Here is a 17,845-nt window from a genome sequence, read left to right as displayed (position 1 = left end):
TGGAGCCACCCGCGTCCAGTGTCAGGACGCGGGTGGCCCCGGGGTGGTGATTTAGCGTGCTGCGCTGGTGAGCTGTTCGTTGGACTTTGTCTGGGCGGCGGAGGAGCGTTCAACCAGGGCTGCGAACTCGTCGCTGGACATCACGTCGGCGTACTGTGCCTGGATGTTGCGCAGGGATTCCCAGTACTGGCCGTAGCCTTCGGGTGTTTCGTGATCGAATTCCGGGTTGCGGCCGTGCGAGTTGACTGGGATCGCAGTTCCGGCGTCCGCAACGACAATGACTTTGTAGCCGCGGTCGAAACCGTCGCGGGCGGTGGTGGGGACGCAGTTGGCCGTTGAGGACCCGATGATGACCAGGTATTCCGCGTGGTCCTGCATCAGGTACTCGTTGAAGGCGGTTCCGTAAAAGCTGCTGTTGCGGTGCTTCTGGAAGACGGGTTCGCCCTTTTGGGGTTCGAATCCGTCTACCAGCGCCCCGTTCCAGGTGCCGTGGTTGAAGGGGGAATCCGGTTCCTTCCAGGAGGGGTACTTAAGCCCCCAGATACCCAGGTCCGCGCCGTCAGGGTTCATGCCCCAGAGCGACCAGTTCACCTTAATGCCCTTTTCCCGGGCGAGTTCCACGATCCGCTTTGCAGGTCCGAGGGATTCCTGGCCGGAGGGGGCGCCCCCAACACTTTCAACGTAGTCGGCGCCCTTGGGGTCAAGGCAGAGATTCTGGATGTCCAGGGCGTGCACGACGGTCTTGCTGAGGTCGATGGTGTCCGGGATGAAGCGGTTGGAACGGTCAACGTACTTGTTGAGCTTGTCTTCGAAGGCGGTCATTGTCGTCTTTCCTCTCGATTTATTTCAGATGGTCCATGGTCGGCTGTGCAGCGCCGGCGACGGGGGTTGCTTGGTTGTCCGGGACGGTCACTGACCGTCCTGCTCCTGTTTGGAGGTGGGATCCTGGCTGTGTTTGAAGCCTGGGACCAGGTCTTCCCAGTCGTACTCCTGGATGAAGAACTCGGCGGTACTGTAAGTGCCGTCCATGGTGTCCTTCAGGCTTTTAGGCCCGACGAAACCGACTGTTTTCCAGCCCATCTGGTCCTTATTCCCCCCATACACGGGGTCGCCGTAGAAACCCTGGCGGACGTGGAGGCAGAGGGTGTCGAAGAAACTCTTGCCTTCGTCAGTGTTTCCCTGAAGGCGTGAGTAGTACACCTCCCGGGATGTCAGCGAGACCGGGATTGGTTTTGGCACCCCGCTGATTTGTTCGAGAACCTCGTCCTGAGTCTGTTCGGATGCCTCCTTGAAGGAGGGGGCACGAAGTTCCCGCGCCTTCTTGTCCAGTTCGTGTATGCCTTCCCGGTACAGGCGCTGCATGTTGGCATTCCTGGCCCGGGCCGCGTGCGCGTCTTTGTCTGCCAGTTGCAGGAAGCCGCTTCCGTCCGCTGCAGCGTAGAGGTAAGCGATGCCAAATAGATACCTGTCGATGAAGACGATGACGCGCGCCTCGCGTGCTCCTGGATCTTGGTCAGTGGGCATGATCCTTGCCGCTGCGGCTTCAATCGTGTCCCACTCGTGATCGGTGAAGAATAGCTTTTCGGTCGTATCAGGATCGATGCGGATGGGAGCGATTTCCCAGTCAGCTTTTGACACCATTTGTTCTCCTCCTTCTAGGATTTCTTGATCGGGGACAGGGTCAGCCGTTCGGAGCGGCCCTTCATGTAGGTGTTGGCGATGTAGTCCGCGCACCGCCAGGAATGGGCCATGATGGTGAGCGTCGGGTTCACACCGAGCGCGGTTGGAAAACCTGCCCCATCGAGGACGAAGAGGTTCTCGACGGAGTGCGCTTGGCCCCACTCGTTCAGCACCGATTTGGCAGGGTCGGTTCCCATCCGGACGGTGCCCTGCTGGTGGCAGGCGTTGCCGGTGAATTCGTCCCCGAGGTAGACGGGCACGGTCTTCTTCGCGCCGGCCGCCTGGAGGATCTCCTGGTTCTGATCGATCTGCCACTTGCTCATTGCTATGTCGTTCGCGTGAGGTTTGTTGGTGATGCGCGCGACCGGCATCCCCCAGGCGTCTTTGACGGTGGGATCCAGATCGACCCTGTTGGTCTCCTGGGGCATGTCTTGGAGGATGAAGCCGATTTTCATGGAATAGTCGAAGTAGTCACGGTCAGCATCCTTCATCGCCTGGCCCCAGGCTGGGCGGCCGGGCATGATGGCGTTGATGGCCTGTCCGATCTGGGTAGTGGCGATGATCCCGCCACCGATGTGCCCGCGGCTCTCGTCCGTTTCGTAGAAGTGTGTGGATCCGCCGCTTTGGTAGTTCCCGGTCCACCCGTTCAAGGGGTCTTCCATGTCCCTGTCAAAAAGTCCAACGGCGAAGATGTACTCGTGGAAGGTGGCATTCTTACCTACCAGCCCTGAGTCGTTCGCCAGCCCGTCGGGGAAATGGTTGGAGGAAGACAGGAGCATAAGGCGGGCGGATTCGATGGCGCCAAGGGCAAGAATCACCACTCGGGCATCCTGTTCAATCTCAGCGCCGCTGGGGTCAATGTAGATGACTCCGGTAGCCTTACCGTCCTTACCGACCTTTACCTCCCTAACGAAGCTGTCTGCCCTGACTTCGAAGTTACCGGTGGCCAAGGCTTCGGGAATGTAGGTGGTGGCCACACTGGAGCGGGTCTGGGTCGGGTCCCCGTACTGGTTCCAGAAACTGGTTCGGTTTACCGCCGGGCGTCCGAGGGCATTGCCTTCAGTCAGATGCGACATCGGCAGCGGGAAAGAGTTGATGCCGAGCTTGTTGGAGCCTTCATAGAACTTCTTGCCGAACCTGGTGGGCGGCAGCGGGGCGCTGGGATAGGCCTTGCTGCGGAAGCCTTCACCTTTGTCAGCTCCCGCGAGACCGGAGATACCGTAGCTCCACTCGACTTTCGTCAGATAGGGCTCAAGATGTTCGTAGCGGTACGGCCAGTCCGCGAGGCTTGCTCCCTCAAGATCTCCGTGGAGGGAGTGGAAGATGAAGTCAGACACACGCGGGCGGGGCATCCATCCCGCCATATGGCTGGTTCCGCCACCCACGTTCGAGGGGACCGGGGAGAAGTTGAAGATGCGGGCCTCGGAGTTCGCGTCACTGCGCACGGTGCGTGGCATGAGATTTACATCCGGCCACAGGTAGCTGCGGTTCTGGAACTTTAGTTCGTCACCGGAGTAGTGCTCTTCAGGCCGCAACCAGGGTCCCTTGTCGAATCCGACAACTTTGTATCCGGCTTCACTGAGTACTTTCGCTGCCGGACCACCGCCGGCTCCCAGCCCTACGATTACGACATCGACCGGGTCCATTTTTCGCTTCATCGCGCGAACCTTTCTTCTATACCTTGGGCAAACGGTGAGGTTTCGACTCCGGGTCCGGCCCGGAGGTGCGGGCCGGACAGGGAATCTGGTTGGTCAGTATTTGCCGGGGCCGCTGAGCACGTTCTTGAGAACACCCTCATGCCAGTCCACGTTGGACTTGTCCACCACGCCGGTGGGGATGCGGATGAACTGGTTGATTTCCTGGTTCAGGAATTCATGGGCGAAGAGGCTTTCGATCATCCGGCTGCCCATCTCCGCGCTGTTGACGTCCACCGTTGCGGTGAGCTTGCCGGCTTTGATGGCGCCCATACCGGAGACCAGGCCGTCGGCGCCGATGGTGATGATGCCGCCGGTGCCGTCCCAGTGCTTCAGGCCTCGGGCGTCAATGGCCTGGGAAGCACCCAGCGCCATATCCTCGTTCTCGCCGTAGATGGCCTTTACGTCCGGGAACTTGGTCAGCAGGTCCTGGGCGGCTGTGAGGCCCTTATCCCGAACATATCCGCCGTCGGCTTCACCAACGATCTTGAGGCCGGGGTGTTCGGCGATGGCCTTCTTGAAGCCCTGCTGGCGCAGCTTTGTCCAGTCCGAACCGGACGGTCCCATGATTTGGATGATGGAACCTTCGCCTTTGAGTTGCTCGGCGATGTACTTGCCGGCCAGGTATCCGGACTGCCAGCGGTCGTCGTAGCCGATATTTGATACCGTGGACAGGCCTCCGGTCGGGTCTTCGGCCTGGGATGGGTTGGCCAGTTCTTCGGTGGAGTTGAACTGGTAGAAGTCAATGCCTTTTTCGGACCCCTGCTTGTAAAGGGTCTGCATCGTTGCCGCATTAGCTGCGGAGCAAACAAAGACCGCGTCGAACTGCCGGGCAATATAGCCTTGGACGATTCCGAGTGTCTCGGTGCCGGAGTGGGCATCGTTAAGCGCTCCTTGGCGTTCCCACTTCCATTTGACGCCGAACCGGTCCTCGTATTCCTTCATCTTGTTGTGCGCGGCCTTTTCCACCTGGGTGTAAAACTCCGAGAGGATCGGGGGTGCAAAACCGACTTTGATCTCGCGTCCGTTGACAATCTTCTTGATCGCTTCGTCGGGGAGGTAGTCGGTTCCTCCGCCGCCAGCCGCGGCGTTGGAGCCTCCGGCGGGCGCGTTCACGGTGGTGCAGCCTGTAAGCAGCAGGGCAGCTGCAGTGGCGGTGGAGATGAAGGCGAGGCGGGCCTTGCCAGGTCGGCGGCGCGCTGTCTTCGAATGAAAAGTGCTTGAGCTCATCTTTGATGCTTCCTTCACTTGTGTTCGTGTCGTTCAAATGCCAAACGGTCGCTTGGCAGGAGTTGTGATGCTGGTATTTCCTAGGCGGGGATTCCTTCAAGGACCATTGCTTTTCTTTGCCGTACCTTGCCACTGACGATCGCGCTGATGCGGTTGGCGAGGACTGCCGCGACGAGGATGCCTCCGATGACTATTTTTTGGTAGCTCGAAGGGACGCCGACGAGGTTAATCAGGTTGACGGCGGCGGCCAGCGTAATTGCTCCGAGGATGGCTCCCAGAATGCGACCCCGTCCTCCTGAGAGTGCGGCACCACCGATGACGGCTGCGGCGATGGCCTGAATCTCATAACCATTGCCGAGATCGGCCGGGACGTTGGTGTTGCGACCTGCCATGATGATGCCCGCCACAGCGGCGGCCAAACCGCTGAAGATGTATGCCTGCATGCGCACCCTGTCCACGCGCACGCCTGACTGCATGGCGCCGGTCTTGCTGCTTCCCACGGCGAAGAAGTGAGTTCCCATGCGGGTGAAACCCAGGATTCCTCCGAGCACCAGCGCGACAAGGAGCGCGATGACCATCGGCAGTGTAAGAGGCCCTGCCAACGGGGTTAGACCGCCGATGATGTAAAACTCGGGAACCATATAGCCGATGATCGGAACACCCTTGGTCCAGATGTACAGGACACCACTGGCGAAACCAAGCATTGCAAGAGTCGCGATGAAGTCCGGCAGCCCGAGACGGGTGATCAGCAGGCCGTTGCCCAGGCCGACCAGAGCCCCCATGGCCAGTGCGGCCAGGAGCGCTGCGAACAGCGGCAGTCCAAAGTTCATGGCGGCCGCGGAGACACCAGCGCAGAGTGCCATCGTGGTGCCTATCGACAGATCGATGCCTCCGGAGACCAGAACGACCGTCATGCCCATGGCCAGGATCATGACCACGAGGCTGTTATTGACGAGGTTGTAGAGGTTTGAGCCGTTGAGAAACACCGGCAGTGTGAACGCTGCCAGCAGACAGATGAGCACCAACAGGGCCAGCACCCCCAGCGTCGGGTCGACAAGCAGACGGGTGACGACGCGGTCGACCACAGTCTGGTTCTTCTTCAATGAAGTCGTTTCCATTTCTCAGTCCTGCTTCCCTGTGCCGAGCAAGTGTGTTTCCTGGAGCTTTGCCGGCGCCGGAGGTGTAGGGCCACTTTTGCTGCGTTTCCTAATACCGCCCAGTACCAACTGCTGGATTCTTCGATCGAAGACAACTCCGGCAACGATGCAGAGTCCAGTCACGATGCTGAAGTACACCGGGTCCACACCGTTAAGCCGCAGTCCCTGCTGGAGAGTGGCGAGCATGAGCCCGCCGGCGACCGCCGCCCAGACTGAGCCTCTGCCTCCGGCGAGGCTCACGCCACCCAGAACTGCCCCGGCGATGGCAACGAATTCGTAGCCGTTGCCAAGGAAGGCCTGGACGGCCCCCAGGCGTGATGCCAACAGGACACCGGCTGCGCCGGCGAGCAGCCCCGAGATAACGAAGGTTCCGAGCCTGACGCGGTTCACGTTCACGCCGGCGACATTTGCCGCACCGGGGGCGATGCCTATGGCAAAGATACGGCGTCCGAAGACAGTTCTGATGAGGAGGAACTGCATGAGGACAAAAATGATCGCTGCTATCCAGAATCCCGTGGGAACCCCAAGGAAGTTTCCGTATACAAGGTCCGAGAAGCCTGGGGTGCTGACGCCCTGGAGTGGAACCTTTTCCGTCAGGACAATGAGCAGGCCGCCGGCTATATTCAGTGTTGCGAGGGTAACGATAAAGTCATTGATTCCAAATACTGTGATCATCAGCCCGTTGAATAGGCCGAAGACCAGCCCGGTGGCAACGCCTACAGCCACGGCCGTCCATGTTGGGGCGCCGGAGACGAGTGCCCACATCGTGGTACCGGCGCTGAGTCCCGCGACGGTTCCGACGGAGAGATCGATGCCGCCGCCGACGATCACGATTGCCACTCCGACGGTGAGGAGGAGGATCGGGATAGCGTTATTGATGTAGTCGCGGACGCTTCCCGAGGTCAAAAATACTGGAGACATGATCTGAAAGACGATGATGACGATGACCAGCGCGATGACGATGGGAACGCCGCTGGTAGAAAGGATGCGGGACGCAGCCCGTTGGAAGTTCATGATTCGGTCCTGCCTGCAGACATTGCGAGGATACGGTTTTTGACGGCTTCAAACTGGCCCGAGACCAGGGCATGGGGGACATGGTCGACCGAGCCCACGAGCCTCCCCTTTTTCATGATGATGACCCGATGGCTCAGCTCGACGAGCTCCCCGATCTCCGAAGCGATAACGATGGCTGCGCCCCCGTTCGCCACGAATTCACGGATCAGGTTGTGGACCTCGACTTTGGCGGAGACATCGATGCCCTGGGTAGGTTCGTCGAAAATCAGCAGATCGGGGTTGGTGTTAAGGCAACGGGCGACAATGGCCTTTTGCTGGTTTCCACCGCTGAGATTCCGAATTTTTTCCCTCACATCGGCGGTCTTGATGCCAAGACGTTGCCGGTAGCTTTCCGCCTGGGACACCTCGTCGCGGCCTTTCAGAACGAAACCCAGCCACGAGACCCGATCAAGGCTGGAAATGGAGATGTTTTCCGAGACAGACAGTTCAGGCAGAATGCCCAACTGCTTCCGGTCCTCGGGCAGCATCGCCAGCCCCTTTTGATAGGCGGCGCTCGAATCGGAAAACTTGACCGCCTTGCCTTTCAGGTGCACAGTCCCACTGCTGATCTTGTCGATGCCCATGATCGCGCGGGCGAGTTCTGTGCGGCCTGCCCCCGCGAGCCCTGCGATCCCCAGGACTTCGCCCTTATGGACGGTAAGGGAAATGTCACGGAGGATGTAGCTGCGGTTGACATCGGTGAGACGGAGGACTTCTTCGCGGGACTCTTCTGCCTCCGTGACGACCGCTGCGGTGGCCGTGGAGCCGAATTCCCCTGCGGCTATGCCGAACATCATGCCCAGCAGATCGTCAACGGAGGTGTCTGGAACCTCAACGGTACCGACGAGGCGGCCGTCCCTGAAGACGGTGGCAGTGTCAGCGAGCCCAAAGAGTTCCTCAAGATGGTGCGTCACCCAGATGAGGGAGACTCCCTTGCCGCGCAGGCGGCGCATGTGCTCGAAAAGATTCAGGCGCTCCTCTTCTTCAAGGCCCGATGTTGGCTCATCGAGGATCAGGAGGCGGGTGTCAAAGGCCAGAGCCTTGACGATTTCGACGACCCGTTTCTTCAGGGCTCCGAATTCGCCGACGGGCAGCTTCAGGTCTTCCTCCGTGAGCCCGAACTCGGAGGCCAGGGACCGCACACGATCTTCCATGTGGCGGCGGTCCAGCCTCACGTTTAAACCAAGGAACCGTGCATTTACTTCTCTGCCAAGAAAGATGTTGTCCAACGTCGTCAGGGCAGGAACCAGGGAGAGCTCCTGGTGAATGGTATTGATACCGCTGCCCAGCGCATCGGTGGGCCGGCGCAGCTCCAGCCGATTGCCCGACAGCATGATCGTTCCGGAGTCAGGGGAGGTGAGGCCCGAAAGAATGTTGATAAGCGTCGATTTGCCGGCGCCGTTGCCACCGAGCAATGCGTGTATCTCGGCGGGACGGACCTGGAGTCCGACGGCGTCCAAGGCGGTAACACCCTGATAGTGCTTGCTGATTCCTTGGACATTGAGCAGGAAACCGTCAGCATCAGGGGCTGGGCGTTCAGTCACGCGTGCGCTCCTTCTCATCGTTGAAAATAGCGTGGGATAAGGATCCCTCGAGGGTGACCCAAGTCACTTACCAACCAATATAGTTGGGTCTAACAACAAAAGCAATGATTGCCGGCCAGGTTTTAATGTCGGATTCTGTCGGCTTGCGAACGTAGCCCTCAAAACCCACACTTTCCAGCCAATGGCGGGCTGCAAAGAGGTATGGCGGCCCGGTCAAGGACCTCTCGTACCGGGGCGACTCGGAGTGCATCACGGGAGTGGCTTTGGAATAAGTGAGGCGATTACCGGCAACCAAGGCAATAAGTTGAGAGGAACCACTGACCTTTAGTGGCAGCTGTGACCGCCTCCTCCAACGCAACGCCAGTGAACGCAGTGCCCGGGTGCCGCAAACGGCACTCGCCTACTACGGGAGCGGCTTGAATTGGTCAATCATGTGGCGCTGAATCGGTAACAGCTGCTGTGGCGGTACTGGCGGCCTGCCGACAGAACAATCGAGGGAAACCCTGGGAGGGCAGGTGAATCAGGGATGTGCTGGGGCTCAAGGCAAAGAGCGTGTCCCGCACCAAAGATGGAACCGTTGCGCCCCGCTATTCTGGGCAGCCGGTTAGCGCTGTAGACCTGCAGTGACGGCTCGGATGTCAACAGCTCCATGGTGCGGCCGCTCGCCGGGTCGTAGAGGGTGGCGGCGAGCTGATGGCTGCCGTCGCGGGCATCCAGCACGTAGGTATGGTCCAGTCCCGGCCACGGCTCACCGCCCTCGGCGGGGAGCAGGTCTGCTATTGGGCGCCGTAGGCGATAATCGAGTGCCGTACCCGCCACGGGCTGCAGGGCGCCCGTGGGGATGAGGTCCGGGCCCGTCCGCAGTACGTTCTGCGCTGCAATCATCAGGTGGTGGTCTGTTACGGGGACGTTCCCACCGGCGAGATTCCAGTAGCTGTGATTAGTGAGGTTGACCGGCGTGGATTGGTCACACGCTGCCGTGAAGACCGTCCACATCTCATTCGTGTCTGTGAGCAGGTATTCGACGCGTGCGTACAAATTCCCAGGGTAGCCCTCCTCCAGATGGGGACTGACATATTCGAAGACGATGCCCTTGCCGCCGTCAGGTTCCGATTCGGTCACCGACCAGTCAACACGGTCGAAACTTCGGGAGCTGCCCCCGTGAAGATGGTTGTTTCCCTCATTTCGGTCGAGCTGGACGTCCAGATCGACCGAAACGAAACGTCCCCCCGCAATACGTCCAGCCACCCGGCCGATGGTGGCTCCAAGGTACAAATCAGTGTGGCGTTTGTAGGACTCCAGTGTGTCCAAGCCTAGGACCACATTGTCAGGTGTGCCGTTTCTGTCCGGCACCTGCAGCTCAACGAGGCGTGCACCGAAGCTGCTGACGGTCATAACCAGACCGCGACCGTTGCTGACAGTAAACTCATCGGCTGCCATTAAGGGCCGTCCTCTCTGACTCTTGGGAGGATTTGTCGGGCACCCTCCCTGCTTTCTGGGCTGATAAGCCAGCGGGATCGGCGAGAAGCGGTGAGAACGCTAGCTCCGCTGCCCCCACCATGAGAAGGTCGGCCCCCAGCTTTGGCCGGGAAATCGTGACGTCGTTCCATGACACTGGAAGGGCCTCATGCGCGACCACTTTGTGAAGGCGTTCGGGGTCCAGCGCATACAGGGATCCGAGGAAGCCTCCCAGAATAATCAGTCGCGGATTAAGAATGTTGATGGCGCCGCCAAGAGCGATGCCGAGAAAGTCCAGCTGTCGGTTCACTTCGGAACGGACCGCCAGTGACTTGGCGGCGAACAGTGCCTGTTCGAGTTCATCCGTGTCGGCGGAGGACAGGCCCAGAACCTCAAGCAACGCCAACCTTGTCACTTCTGACTCGAATGTGCCGCGGACACCGGCGCTGTCGGCCCTGCCGTCGCTACGTACACGAGTGTGGCCCAACTCTCCGGCATACCCACTGGTTCCGCCGAGTGCGACACCGCTGGAGATGACTCCTCCGCCGACGCCGCTGGCTCCGCCGTTGAGATAGATCATGTCGTCAATGCCACGGCCGGCGCCAAACGTCCGTTCTGCACGGGCGCCAAGGCTTGCATCATTGCCGGCGGAAGTGGGGTATCCGGTAGCGTCCGCCAGCATTTCCGTCAGCGGCTCGTCTTTCCACCCAAGATGCGGAGCCAGGCGGACCAGTCCGTTGCTCTGGCAGACCAAGCCGGGAACGGCGATTCCAATTCCAACAATGCGCGTTTCAGTCTGAAGGCCGCCCTGAATGCCCGCAATGATCGCCGAGGTGATGTTCACAGCTTCGCGAACCGTCGGAGGTTTCTCCGTGGGAAAACGGATGCGGTTCTGGACAACCCCTCCCAGCCCGACCACCCCCACGGTTACAGCGTCTACCTCGGGGTTCACCGCAATCGCGACCGTATCGGGGTTGGTTTGCACAACGGAGCTCGGCCGTCCTACCTGGCTGGTTGTCTCCCCCGAGGATTCTGTGACCAAGCGGAGATCAACCAGTTCGCCCACCAGGGCCGCTATGGTGGACCGGTTCAGCCCGGTCCGCCGGGTAAGTTGTGCCCTTGGGATGCTCCCTGCGTGATGTACCAGCGTAAGAATCGTGGACAGGTTGTGCTGACGGACACTGTCCAGGTTATTTCCCATTGCCTGCGGCCGTGGTCCGGCATCCCTGGGCGAAGAGAAGCTACTCGTCGACACAGCATCTCCAACCGTCGTGTTTCCTGCAGAGCCTCAATTGGACACCGTCCCTTCTAAGAGTGAGGGGTGAAGGACCGCAGAGTCCATTGAGTGGCCATCGCGTCCGTCGATCAAATTTTAATATGTAGTTTGCTTGAACAAATGCAGGATAACAGCGTACTCTTCAATTATGACTTCCATCACACCCGAAACTGAGGCAGACCGCCCTATCCGCGTCGGAGTCGTCGGATACGGTCTTGCAGGTAAAGTATTCCACTGTCCTTTCATCGAAGCCAGCCCCTCTTTCTCCTTGGATTTCATTGCAACAAATGACTCGAGCCGCAGGAGGCAGGCACAGCGTGACCACCCAAAGGCCACCATTGTTGCCGACTCCAACGAACTCCTGGACCACGCCCCTGGGCTTGATCTCGTCGTTCTAGCTGGCCCGCCCTCCACGCACCTCGCCCAAGGCATGGCCTTTTTGGACAGGGGAGTGGGTCTCGTTGTTGACAAGCCTTTTGCCGCGTCCGTGGCCGACGCTGAGCGGCTGATCCAAAAAGCCGAAGAGGCCGACAAACCGCTGATCGTTTTCCAAAACAGACGATGGGACGGAGATTTTCTCACCATTAAGAAGATCATCGCTGCCGGCGAGCTGGGAAAGATTTACCAATTCGAATCCAGTTTCGAGCACTGGGCGCCCGAGGCGGACACCAAATGGCAGGACGTTACACCCCCCTCACTTGGTGGCGGAGTGGCCTTTGACCTGGGAAGCCACCTGATTGACCAGGCCCTTGTCCTCTTCGGCCCGGTATCGAATGTGAGATCAGATCTGCGAACAGTCCGAGCCGGTGGCGGCAACGATGACGCTAGCTACATCGAACTCCATCACAAATCTGGGGTGTGCTCACGATTGTGGATGAGCAGACTGGGTGGCCAGCCCGGACCGCGGTTCCGTGTGCTGGGTACGGGGGGAGCTTACGTTTCATACGGGCTGGACGGTCAGGAACCAGCCTTGGCCTCCGGCCTTCTGCCGGACGACGACCGATACGGCATCATGCCCGAGGAGACCTGGGGAACGCTGGGGATCTCAGCCGCCGGTTACCCCCCACCCTCCAAAGTCCCTACCGAAAGGGGCAGCTACCCGGCCTTTTATGAGGGCGTAGCCGCCGCCATTCGTGGAACAGGCGCCGCACCCGTTGCTCCGCACGAGGCCCTGGAAGTTGTCAAAATCCTCGAACGCATTCACAAAGAATCTCCGGGGCACCCCTGACCAAGAGCCTGTCCCAAACGACTGGGCTCCGATATCAGGACCTCAGGCATGCGAGAGAACCGGTCCTATAGCTGGACCACGCTCAGCAAGCCAACCCAATCAATCCCACCATCCCAAAGAGGTGCTAGAAATGACAGTACAACCCACACCCGAAGACCGTTTCACGTTCGGCCTCTGGACAGTCGGATGGACCGGCGCCGACCCCTTCGGCGTTGCCACGCGTGCAGCACTGGACCCGGTCGAGGCCGTCCACCGGCTTAGCGAACTGGGCGCCTACGGCGTCACCTTCCATGACAATGACCTGGTTCCCTTCGATGCCACGGCGTCGGAACGGGAGCTGATCCTGAAGAACTTCAAGTCAGCTCTTGCCGAGACTGGCTTGAAGGTCCCGATGGTGACCACCAACCTGTTCAGCCACCCGGTCTTCAAGGACGGCGGGTTTACCTCCAATGATCGTTCCGTCCGCCGCTTCGCGCTGAGCAAGGTCCTGCGCAACATCGACTCCGCTGCCGAGTTCGGCGCGGAAACCTTTGTGATGTGGGGCGGGCGTGAAGGTAGCGAATACGACGGTTCCAAGGACCTGTCTGCGGCGCTGGACCGGATGAAGGAAGGCGTGGACACCGCCGCCGCTTACATCAAGGACAAGGGCTACAACCTGCGCATCGCCCTCGAACCCAAACCCAACGAACCCCGCGGCGACATTTTCCTGCCCACTGTCGGCCACGCCCTGGCGTTCATCGCCCAGCTCGAACACGGCGACATCGTGGGCCTGAACCCCGAAACCGGCCACGAACAGATGGCGGGCCTGAACTTCACCCACGGCATCGCCCAGGCCCTCTGGGCGGGCAAGCTTTTCCACATCGACCTCAACGGGCAGCGCGGCATCAAATACGACCAGGACCTCGTCTTCGGCCATGGCGACCTCACCAGCGCCTTCTTCACCGTGGACCTTCTGGAGAACGGCTTCCCCAACGGCGGCCCTCGCTACGACGGCCCGCGCCACTTCGACTACAAGCCCTCCCGCACCGACGGTTACGACGGCGTCTGGGAGTCCGCGAAGTCCAACATGGCCATGTACCTCCTCCTCAAGGAACGGGCCCTCGCCTTCCGCGCCGACCCTGAAGTGCAGGAAGCCCTGAAAACCTCCGGAGTCTTCGAACTCGGCGAACCCACGCTCACTGCGGGTGAATCCACGGCGGACCTGCTCGCGGACAAGTCCTCGTTCGAGGACTTCGACGCCAGCAAGGCAGGGAAGCGCTCCTTCGCGTTCGTCCGGCTCAACCAGCTCGCCATCGAGCACCTGCTCAACGCCCGCTAAGGGCGAAAGCACTCCATGCCCGCCGTCGGACCCGGTTTGTCCGGGTCCGACGGCGCACCACACGATTCGTTTTGATTCAAACCCTTTTGAAAGAACCCAGCCATGCCATTGGTCGCCGGAGTGGATAGCTCCACCCAATCCTGCAAAATCGTCATTCGGGACGCCGAAACCGGTGTTCTCCTCCGTAAAGGTTCGGCACGTCACCCCGAGGGCACGGAGATTGACCCGGAGCTCTGGTGGACCGCGCTACAGTCGGCCATCAATGCAGCTGGTGGTCTGGATGATGTGGCCGCCGTTTCGGTGAGCGGGCAGCAGCACGGGATGGTCTGCCTGGATGCCGATGGTGCGGTGGTCCGACCGGCACTGCTCTGGAATGACACCCGATCGGCCCCTGCGGCGCAGGCACTCATCGAGGAGACAGGCGGGCCGGCATTCTGGGCCGAGGCCACCGGGACTGTCCCGGTGGCCTCGATCACGGCGACCAAGCTGCGTTGGCTGGCGGAGAACGAACCGGAAAACGCAGCACGTACCGCTGCCGTTTGCCTGCCGCACGACTGGCTGAGTTGGCGGCTGGCGGGATACGGGCCGGGAAGCGGCGCGGAGGGGCTGGCCGCACTGCGAACCGACCGGTCAGATGCCTCCGGCACCGGATACTGGTCACCTGCCATGGGGAGTTATCTGACGGACGTCCTGGAGCGCACGCTCGGGCACGTACCGGCGCTGCCTCTCGTACTCGGTCCATTGCAATCAGACCTAAAGACACCCTCAGGTGCTCTGATTGGAGCCGGTGCAGGCGACAACGCCGGCGCAGCCCTGGGTGTAAACGCCGGCGTGGGCGATGTTGTCGTATCCGTAGGTACATCCGGTACGGTGTTCGCTGTCTCCGATACACCGGTCACCGATAAGTCAGGACAGGTGGCAGGATTTGCCGACGCAACAGGAAACTTTCTGCCACTTGTCTGCACGCTGAACGCTTCACGTGTACTTGATGCGACAGCCCGTTTGCTCTCCCTTGATGTTGCTGAACTTTCCCGGCTTGCCCTATCGGTACCCGCCGGGGCCGGCGGACTGGTCCTCATTCCTTACTTCGAAGGTGAACGGACACCGAATCTGCCAGATGCAACGGGTTCCCTTCATGGAATGACACTGGCAAATTTCACTCCGGGCCATCTCGCCCGCGCGGCTGTCGAAGGGGTCGTATGCTCCCTTGCCGATGGACTTGCTGCGCTCACCGATCAGGGAGTGACCGTCGAACGTCTCATCCTCGTCGGTGGAGGCGCACGCTCTGAAGCCCTGCAAGCAATAACTGCCGCAGTCTTCGGTCTTCCTGTCATTGTGCCTGAACCGGGAGAATATGTAGCGGATGGCGCCGCGCGGCAAGCCGCCGGGCTCCTAACCGGAGAGTTCCCCAATTGGGCCACCGGGGTTGCGCGGAAAGTTACCGCGTCGCCCACCCCCGAAGTACTCGCGCGGTACCGCGCTGCCGCCGCGAACGCCGCCCTTACTGGTGATCAAGAATAATCGGCTTCGAAAATATTTTCGGTCGTAGCGCCGCCGCTTGAAAATGACCCGCTCTGGCGCCATCTGGTGGCTTTGAAGTACGGGAGGCTCGTCCAAGCTCAAAAGCGAGCACGCAGAGAGGCTGGAATTGCAACTGAATGCAGATATTGCCCTCCATGCAGAACATTTGTAAACCAGCAGTTCAAAGGACCACTACCACAGCGCCCTGCGCGCTACCACGTGTTGCACGCAAACCGGGCGGTTGCTGCTGAACCGTTCTGCTCGATCATGTTCCCCCGGAATTCGCCGTCCTAGGTAGTAGGTCTTCGGACGCTCGTGCACCGGGACCCAGCTCCGCACTAGGCGCCCCGCCGGTGCAGCGGCTGCCGTGAATCCCAAGGATCCTCGATGAGTCGATCCCCGGGCCCCGTAGGTTTCTACATGGGCCTTCGTCGTGATGGGGACCGCAGGAAAAATGCGGGAACACGTGGGGCCGCCCTAACGAAGGGCGGTCACAGTGTCCACCGAGGTGGGGAGCGTGCCGGGCTACCCCCGTCGGTGTAGTTCACCAAGGCCCGGCACGGCCATTCCGATTCCCGCGATCCGGTAAGAGGCGTCCAGCTCCGAGCGCATACCCTCTGTGACGGCCGTTGCGGTGTTGACAGATTCCCTTGCGGTTGGGATGCGTTCGTTGGGAAAGCGGGTTTCCTTCCGGCGGCTTCCGCCGAGGCCGAGGAGACCGATTGTGAAGGCAGGAATTTTCAGGTACACGGCCATCGCCGCAGTCGACGGGCTCGGGTGAACCTCGGGGCTTGGCCTGCCCACCTGCGCTTCGCCTGAAGAGGCTGTCTCGTAAACAAGTCCCCGGCAACGAGCTGGCCGAGGAGGGTGCCCACTGTTGAACTGCTCAGTGCCGTCCTCTTGGTGGTCTGCGCGCGGCTCAGGACCCGGTGGTGATGAACAAGGGGGTAATCAGGCCAAGGTCGTTCCGGCAAGACGGATCCGTCTCGGCGGACGGCGGCAGCTGCTCTGTGACGGACGGCACGGACCGTGGAGTGGGGGAGGGCATCGTAGTGACCCATCAGTTGCCAAAGACTGTGTGCTTGAGGAAGCTGTTGCGGAACTTCCCGGCCGGGTCCAGCCGGTCGGCAAGGGCGATAAAGTCACCAAAGCGCGGATAAAGAGGCGCGATGGCTGAGACACCGCCGTGGAACAGCTTGCCCCAGTGCGGCCTTGCGGCAAACGGTGCGAGCTCCGCTTCAAGGAGGGGCAGGATCGCGTGGACGGCCGGCTGGTCCTGCCGCCACGTGAAGTGCAGGCCGATGCCGTCGCGGCCGTAGTTCGGGCTCAGCCACAGGTTGTCTCGCGCGATGGTGCGGATCTCGCCGATGAGCAGCAGTGGTGTGACGAGATCCGAGATCCTGCGCACGGTGCGAAGCGCGTCCACAGCGTGCTCGCGGGGGATGAGGTACTCGGTTTGGAGCTCCTCGCCCTTGCTTGGGTTGAATTCCATGCGGAAGTGAGCCAGTCTGTCGGACCAGGGCCCGGGCACGCCGAGCTGCTGGGTGCAGCTGCTGCCCGGGATTCCCGGTAACGGGTGCCGGTTCTCGGCAGCCGGACTTCCGCCGTGGAATCCGGATTCCGGGACCTCCTGTCTGGGGTCGCCGGTCCTGCGTTTGAGCCAGGCTTGGGCAATTCTCTGCCCGCTCCAGTCAGTGAAGAGGCTGACGCTGTAGGCAGACGACGTGACGTCGTCAAAGTTCTCGAGTACACGGTTCCAGTCGAGGTTCTCGTAAACGATTTGGAGGACCTGATAGCTGGGTTCGATGTCCAGGGTCAATCGGCTGACGATGCCCAGGGCGCCGAGACCCACCACCATGCCGTCAAAGTATGCGTCTCCGCGACGGGCAGAGAGGATGCTTCCGTCTGCGGTGACGACCTCAAGACTGGCCACGGCGCCGGCCAGATTGCGGTTACCGTCCCCGGAGCCGTGGGTTGCGGTCGCTACCGCTCCCGCTACTGAGATGTGCGGAAGGGACGCCAGGTTGTGCAGTGCGAAGCCCTGGCGCTGTAGCTCGGCCGCGAGGGCGCCATAGCGCGTGCCACCACTTACTGTCACCGTCATCCTCCGGGCGTCGACATGGATGCCAGAATCCAATCGGTCAAGGACGGCCAGCGTGCCGGAGGAATCGGCAATGTCATTGAACGAATGGCGGGAGCCCAGCGCCCGGACGCGGGTGGCGCCGGCAACGATCTCCTGCAGCTCCTCCACGCTGCCCGGATGGACGATCACAGGAGCCCGGTAAGTGTAGTTGCCTGCCCAGTTTCGTTCGGTTACGAGCTGCTCCATCGCGATTTCGTCCTTCGTCAGCGGTTCCCTATGAAATTGGTGTTCTACACAACATAACAACGATTGGGCCCGATTGCTGCTATTTGTAACAATCGCATACTCAAGGTGGTACTGCACGGTTTAGACCTTCGGCCGATGCTGCGCAGTGAGGTGTGTCAAGGATGTGAGACAGTCGCGTAGTTTCTTTTTGGTCAGGCAGCCGCGGGAAGCGGTTGCGCGGTTGGCGTGAAGGCCGCCATTGCGGTGGCCGGCGGCACCCTACGTGTCAGGCTGGAACGGTGCCACTGGGTCATAGCAAGTCCGCTTGATCGCGTGGGGCGAGAACCAGGAATCTAATCATTATGTCTAGTCCAGTTT

General features: G+C 60.7%; 13 protein-coding genes. 3 read left to right on the top strand and 10 right to left on the bottom strand.

What is annotated here, in order from left to right:
* Positions 1-51: 51 nt before the first annotated feature.
* The 9 genes from ACX80X_RS03975 to ACX80X_RS03935 form a co-directional block, all read right to left on the bottom strand.
* Entirely contained in the window at positions 52-822 is a 771-nt protein-coding gene (locus ACX80X_RS03975) for a cysteine hydrolase family protein (RefSeq protein WP_252608264.1), read from the bottom strand.
* 87 nt (positions 823-909) lie between these two features.
* Entirely contained in the window at positions 910-1,641 is a 732-nt protein-coding gene (locus ACX80X_RS03970) for a gluconate 2-dehydrogenase subunit 3 family protein (RefSeq protein WP_252608265.1), read from the bottom strand.
* 14 nt (positions 1,642-1,655) lie between these two features.
* A complete protein-coding gene (locus tag ACX80X_RS03965) occupies positions 1,656-3,338 on the bottom strand; it encodes a GMC oxidoreductase (protein ID WP_252608267.1) in 1,683 nt (560 codons plus the stop codon).
* A gap of 93 nt (positions 3,339-3,431) precedes the next feature.
* On the bottom strand, positions 3,432-4,604 hold the full coding sequence (locus tag ACX80X_RS03960) for a sugar ABC transporter substrate-binding protein (RefSeq protein WP_252608268.1): 1,173 nt from the start codon (positions 4,602-4,604) through the stop codon (positions 3,432-3,434).
* Positions 4,605-4,684: 80 nt separating this feature from the next.
* Positions 4,685-5,722: an ABC transporter permease gene (locus tag ACX80X_RS03955; protein WP_252608269.1), complete on the bottom strand. Its 1,038-nt coding sequence runs from the start codon at positions 5,720-5,722 to the stop codon at positions 4,685-4,687.
* A gap of 3 nt (positions 5,723-5,725) precedes the next feature.
* Positions 5,726-6,775 carry an ABC transporter permease gene (locus tag ACX80X_RS03950; protein WP_252608270.1) on the bottom strand — a complete coding sequence of 350 codons (1,050 nt, stop codon included), beginning with the start codon at positions 6,773-6,775 and terminating at the stop codon, positions 5,726-5,728.
* Complete coding sequence (locus ACX80X_RS03945; protein ID WP_252608271.1) at positions 6,772-8,358, bottom strand: sugar ABC transporter ATP-binding protein; 1,587 nt, start codon at positions 8,356-8,358, stop codon at positions 6,772-6,774. The genes ACX80X_RS03950 and ACX80X_RS03945 overlap by 4 nt, the downstream gene beginning before the upstream one ends.
* Positions 8,359-8,787: 429 nt before the next feature.
* A complete protein-coding gene (locus ACX80X_RS03940; protein ID WP_252608272.1) occupies positions 8,788-9,798 on the bottom strand; it encodes an aldose epimerase family protein in 1,011 nt (336 codons plus the stop codon).
* On the bottom strand, positions 9,785-10,801 hold the full coding sequence (locus ACX80X_RS03935; RefSeq protein ID WP_252608273.1) for an ROK family protein: 1,017 nt from the start codon (positions 10,799-10,801) through the stop codon (positions 9,785-9,787). Before ACX80X_RS03935 ends, ACX80X_RS03940 begins: the two co-directional genes overlap by 14 nt.
* A 439-nt stretch (positions 10,802-11,240) precedes the next feature.
* Between ACX80X_RS03935 and ACX80X_RS03930 the strand changes: the two genes are divergently transcribed.
* From ACX80X_RS03930 to xylB, 3 genes are all read left to right on the top strand, one after another.
* Positions 11,241-12,320: a Gfo/Idh/MocA family protein gene (locus ACX80X_RS03930; RefSeq protein ID WP_252608274.1), complete on the top strand. Its 1,080-nt coding sequence runs from the start codon at positions 11,241-11,243 to the stop codon at positions 12,318-12,320.
* 130 nt (positions 12,321-12,450) lie between these two features.
* Positions 12,451-13,638, top strand: coding sequence for a xylose isomerase (gene xylA / locus ACX80X_RS03925; protein ID WP_459311263.1), 1,188 nt, complete (start codon positions 12,451-12,453; stop codon positions 13,636-13,638).
* Positions 13,639-13,740: 102 nt separating this feature from the next.
* Entirely contained in the window at positions 13,741-15,159 is a 1,419-nt protein-coding gene (gene xylB, locus ACX80X_RS03920; RefSeq protein ID WP_252608279.1) for a xylulokinase, read from the top strand.
* Between the two features lie 1,060 nt (positions 15,160-16,219).
* Here xylB and ACX80X_RS03915 read toward each other — a convergent pair.
* Positions 16,220-17,488: an FAD-binding protein gene (locus tag ACX80X_RS03915; RefSeq protein ID WP_252608286.1), complete on the bottom strand. Its 1,269-nt coding sequence runs from the start codon at positions 17,486-17,488 to the stop codon at positions 16,220-16,222.
* Between the last annotated feature and the right edge of the window lie 357 nt (positions 17,489-17,845).

Source organism: Pseudarthrobacter sp. MDT3-1, from assembly GCF_054510755.1.
Note: the sequence above shows the minus strand (reverse complement) of the source record. Positions and strands in the feature narration are given on the sequence as shown.